This is a genomic window from Qipengyuania sp. (genome assembly GCF_043423005.1).
Lineage (GTDB): Bacteria > Pseudomonadota > Alphaproteobacteria > Sphingomonadales > Sphingomonadaceae > Qipengyuania.
The window spans coordinates 1-4,747 of record NZ_JBHWMI010000092.1 but is presented as its reverse complement, the minus strand read 5'-3'; the positions used below and the strand labels follow the sequence as shown (position 1 = coordinate 4,747).

Sequence of the window (4,747 nt, the reverse complement as noted above, 5' to 3'; positions counted from 1 at the left end):
CCCGGTGCAGGTACGCTGGTGCTCAATCCCGGCAGCCTTGCCGGGCCGTTCATTGCCCGGTGCGCGGGCCTGTCGTCCCCTGCGCCTGTTCTGCCAGCAGGTCCGGCGTAAGCACCTGCGGCAATTGCCGCGGCCCCGCATCGGGATCGAACCAGAGGTAGAACGGTACCCCGGCCGCGCCATTCCGGGCGAGGAAATCGGCGATGGCGGGATCGGGCCGCGTCCAGTCGCCGCGCAAGGTTATCACGCCGGCCTTGTCGAACGCGGCGCGGGTCGTCTCGCGTTCGATCGCGACGCTCTCGTTGACCTTGCAGGTGATGCACCAGTCGGCGGTGAACCACACGAAGACCGGGCGACCGCTGGCCCGCGCGTCGGCCAGAGCCTTGGCAGAGAAACGCTTCGCATCAAGCACCCCGCGCTCACCGAACGCCGCGGCCGAAGGGGCCGGCGCAGGCAGCGCGATAACGATGGCAAGCGCGCTGGCCGCGATCACGCCCAGAAACCCCAGCGACGGACTTTTCGCTGCGGGCTGCTGGCGTCCGAGCCAGGCGAGCGCCGCCAGCATGGCCAGAGCAACAAGCGCCAGCGCCGCAAGCCACATCGGTCCGCCGGTTCGCCAGCACAACCAGCCGAGGGCGGCCGCGGTCAGCCCCATCGGCAGCGCCATCCACCGGCGGAACCTTGCCATCCATGGCCCGGGTCGCGGCAACCTGCGGCGCAACGCGGGGACGAAACCGATCAGCAGGAACGGCAGGGCAAGGCCCAGCCCCAGGGCAATGAAGATGGCCAGCCCCTCGATCGGGGACAGCACCAGCGCCGCGCCCAGCGCAACCGCCATGAACGGGCCGGTGCAGGGCGTGGCAACGAAGGCGGCCAGCAACCCGGTGGCGAACGAGCCGCCCCGGCTTCCCCCTCCCCCGGCGATCGCCATGCCGGGTATCTCGAACAGCCCGAGGAAATTGGCGGTGAGCGCAACGGCCAGCAGCAGAAGGCCGGCGATGATGGCCGGGTTCTGCAACTGGAATGCCCAGCCCACCTGCTCCCCGCCCGCACGCAAGGCGATGATTGCCAGCCCCAGCCCGGCACAGGCAAGAACGACCCCTGACGTATAGGCCAGCGCATCGCCGCGCGCGGCACGCTCGTCACCCCCGGCGCGGGCGAGCGCCAATGCCTTGAGGCTGAGGATGGGGAAGACGCATGGCAGCACATTGAGGAGAAGCCCGCCGGCCAGTGCTGCAAGGATCAGCCCGGCGAGAGGCAAGCCATCACCCCCGCCCGGCAGCGGCTCCGCCCCCTCCAGCCCGACATTCCCGGGTCGGGCGGTGAAACGCACCCCTGCCCCGTCACCGATCGCCAGAATACCGGACAGGGCACCGCGGTATGCGCCCGGCGGCGCATCCAGCAAGGGCAATTCGGCAACCAGCTGGTTGCCCGAACGGCGAAATACCTGTTCCCCTGCATAGGCCGGTCGCAGTCCGGCCGCCTCGTCAGGGGTGGCGAGGAAAAGATGCGCCTCGCCGATTGCCAGACCAGCCGGCAGGGAGATGCCGATGCGCAAGCTCCGCGCGTTCGTCTCCCAGATCCCCGCCCGGTCGAGCGGAGGGGCCACCGCGCCGCGCCAGCGGGAGAAATCCCCGCCCTGCCGCGCCCTCAGCGCCGCATCCTGCGGCACGCACAGCGTATCGGTGCAGGCGAGGTACTCGACCCTCCCCGTCACGGCACCAAGAGGCGCAGCCCCGCCCGTCCGTCGCAGCGGCACCAGCACCGCATAGGGGCCCTTGTAGACATGGTTCATCAGCCCGGCGATCTCGAGTGTCGTCGGCACCGGATACAGCGGTTCCCCTGCGGACCAGCCGGGCGGCAGATCGAGATCGAGCCGCATCCCCTGCCCGGCATCGCCCGGATTGGACCAGTAGCCGTGCCATTCGCCGTCCTTCGGCGTGAAGGCGAGCGCCAGCGTGGCCTTATCCGGCGCGGCGGCATCCTGTTCGAGGTAAGCGGCGACGGCGATATTGTCATCGCCATAGCGCAGCTCGCGCGCCGCGGGCGCACCCATGGCGGCCGGGGCCGACACCAAGGCGAACAACAGGGCGAAAAACACCGCGATGGCGTGCCGCATGGTTGTTGCCTCGATCACGCCCTGCCATCTAGGACGGGCGCGTCCATCCCGCAACGAGAGAGCGATGATCGAACAATCCGTCCCCAGCAAGCGTGATCTCCTCATTCTCGGGGGCGGCCTCGTCGGCATGACGCTGGCGCTCGCCGCCGCGCGCAAGGGCCTGTCGAGCCATCTGGTCGACCGGGCCGACCCCGCCGACGTGCTGGACGAAGGGTTCGACGGGCGGGCATCGGCCATTTCCACCGCCAGTTGGCGCCTGTTCCGCCATATCGGCCTTGCCGACCGGCTCGAACCCTATGGCTGCCCGATCGAGGCGATTGCGGTGGTTGACCAGATGAAGCCGGGCCGGATCGACTTCCGCCCCCAGCCGCACGAGGGGTCGCTTGGCCGGATGTTCGCCAATCGCCAGCTGCGCCTCGCGCTGCACGAGGCGGTTCGCGCCGAGCCGCTGATCGAGCTGCACGCGCCCGTCACCGTCTCAGAACGCGATGCGGGCGAATTCGTCGCCCGCGCGACCCTGGGTGACGGAACGATCCTCGAAGGCGACCTGCTGATCGGCGCGGAAGGACGCGCCTCCCCCACCCGCGGCGAGGCCGGGCTGGCCGTGGCGCAATGGGATTATCGCCACCGCGCGATCATCGCCGGGCTCGATCACGGCAAGCCCCATCAGGGGGTGGCATACGAGATCTTCTACCCTGACGGACCCTTCGCGCTGCTCCCGCTGCTCGACGGCGAGGATGGCACCCACCGCAGCGCGCTGGTCTGGACGGTGAGCGAGGCGGATGCCCCCGGCGTCCTCAAGATGGGCGAACGGGCGTTCGTGGCCGAGGTGCATGCACGCATGGGCGATATGCTCGGCACGATCGCGCTGAACTCGGGCCGCTCGTCCTATCCGCTCGCGTTCCAGCACACCGCCCGGATGGTGGGCCAGCGGATGGCCCTGGTGGGCGATAGCGCCCATGGAATGCACCCCATTGCGGGGCAGGGGCTCAACCTTGGCTTGCGCGATGTGGGGGCACTGGTCGAAGTGCTGGTGGAGGCGCGGCGGCTGGGGCTGGATCTCGGCGATGCGCAGGTCCTGTCTCGCTATGAGACCTGGCGCGCGCTCGATGCGCTGATGGTGATGGGGGCGACCGATACCCTCACCCGCCTGTTCGGGGTTCCCGGCAAGGCGGCCAGCGCGGTCCGGCGGCTGGGCATGGCGGGAGTCCAGCGTTCGGGCCTGCTTAAACGCTGGTTCATGGACGAGGCGCGCGGGATAACCGGCGATACTCCGGAACTGCTCAAGGCCTGAGCGAAGACTTCGCCGGCTGGCAGGGGGCGTCTACTCGCCTTCCGCGGGGATTGGCTGCGCCACCCGGTTGCCCGCCGCATCGCGCAGCCGGTTGGGTTCGAGAATGGCCGCGGTCTCGATCAGGTCAAGCGCCCGCCGGGCCGCGACATAGCGTTCGGCATTGCGCAGCCAGGCTTGCGCATTGCCTTCTCCGGGCATGTTGCGAACCTCGGCTATCGCATCCTCCACCCGCCCGCTCTCCAGATAGGCCCGCGCCCGTTCGAGCCGCATTTCCGGCTGCGGCGAGGGCGTGGTCTCGCGGCGGATGGTAAACAGGCGGGCAAGCTCGCTCGACAGGCGCGAGAAGCGCGATCCGCGGTCGTCATATTCGAGTTCCGGCGCCAGTTCGCCCAGCTGCGCCGAAAGATCGACCACGGTCACCGGATTGCGCGAAAAGGCGATCACCGTATCAACCGCATTCGGCAGCGCATCGCCGAACCGCAGGCGCAACTGATCGGCGAGATAGCCGAGTTCGGCCTTCTTCTCGATCGCGCGCCGGGTGGCGAAGGCGATCAGCAGCCCTTCTGCCCGCGCAGCGTTGCCGGCCGCCGCCTGCGCCTGCAGATCGAGCCGGGCGAGCCGCTGCTCCGCCGCTGCGAGCCGTTGGTCGATGCCGCCCTGCTGCTGCGTGATCTGGGCCACGGCCGCCGCTTCGCTGCGCGTCGCGCTGGGCGACGGAGTCGGCGCGATCAGGGAAGGCGCGGCCTGCCGGTCCGCTAAGGTTCCTGTCGTCGTCTCGCTGAACGGTTGGGCCGCCGGGGGATCGCCGCGATCGCGCAGGGCGAAGGCACCGACGATGCCACCGCCGAGGAGAAAGGATGCAAGCGCTGTCAGCAGGATCGGACGCATGGCGCTCCGCCGCTGACGGACTGGTAAGGTATCGTCCATCAATATCCCGTCTTCACCGCGCCATCCGGCAGCGGCAGTACGTCCCCTGTCAGGGCTTCTGGCACATCTCTTTCGCCAGTTCCAGCAATTCGCCGTCGCTCATTCCTTCAGCGATGCCGACTTCGCCCCAGCCGCTGCCGGCAAGCGCAGCGATCCGGGGCGCGAGAACCGCCAGCGCGAGGCGCGCGCGCGGGATGCCGAGGCGGTCGCACTCGCTCGCAAAGCGCCGGGCCGCCTCGCCCGAATGCAGCAGCGCCACCCCGCCGCCGCGCAGCCTGTCCGCCGTTGCGGCATCGATCGGAAGGGGCGCGGCGCGGTAGACGATAGCTTCGGTCATCGCCATCCCCGCCGGCAGGGCCAGTGGGACATGAGCCTCGCCCGCCAACCGCAACAGCCGCATGGACAAC

Annotated in this window: 3 protein-coding genes and 1 pseudogene; 1 reads left to right on the top strand and 3 read right to left on the bottom strand. The window is 69.6% G+C overall.

Going from position 1 to position 4,747, the window contains the following annotated elements:
- Positions 1–49: 49 nt before the first annotated feature.
- Complete coding sequence (locus ACHFFA_RS12310; RefSeq protein WP_394271122.1) at positions 50–2,137, bottom strand: protein-disulfide reductase DsbD family protein; 2,088 nt, start codon at positions 2,135–2,137, stop codon at positions 50–52.
- 46 nt (positions 2,138–2,183) lie between these two features.
- On the opposite strand from ACHFFA_RS12310, the gene ACHFFA_RS12305 reads away from it, so the two are divergent.
- A complete protein-coding gene (locus tag ACHFFA_RS12305; RefSeq protein WP_394271121.1) occupies positions 2,184–3,413 on the top strand; it encodes an FAD-dependent monooxygenase in 1,230 nt (409 codons plus the stop codon).
- Between the two features lie 30 nt (positions 3,414–3,443).
- Here ACHFFA_RS12305 and ACHFFA_RS12300 read toward each other — a convergent pair whose 3' ends face one another.
- Both ACHFFA_RS12300 and ACHFFA_RS12295 read right to left on the bottom strand, forming a co-directional pair.
- Entirely contained in the window at positions 3,444–4,340 is an 897-nt protein-coding gene (locus tag ACHFFA_RS12300) for a hypothetical protein (RefSeq protein ID WP_394271120.1), read from the bottom strand.
- Between the two features lie 49 nt (positions 4,341–4,389).
- Positions 4,390–4,747, bottom strand: a pseudogene (locus tag ACHFFA_RS12295) (uroporphyrinogen-III synthase); the annotation flags it as partial.

Excerpts from the sequence above, each read along its gene's own strand:
- ACHFFA_RS12300 (WP_394271120.1), bottom strand. The coding sequence starts at position 4,340 with ATGGACGATACCTTACCAGTCCGTCAGCGGCGGAGCGCCATGCGTCCG.
- ACHFFA_RS12305 (WP_394271121.1), top strand. The coding sequence starts at position 2,184 with ATGATCGAACAATCCGTCCCCAGCAAGCGTGATCTCCTCATTCTCGGG.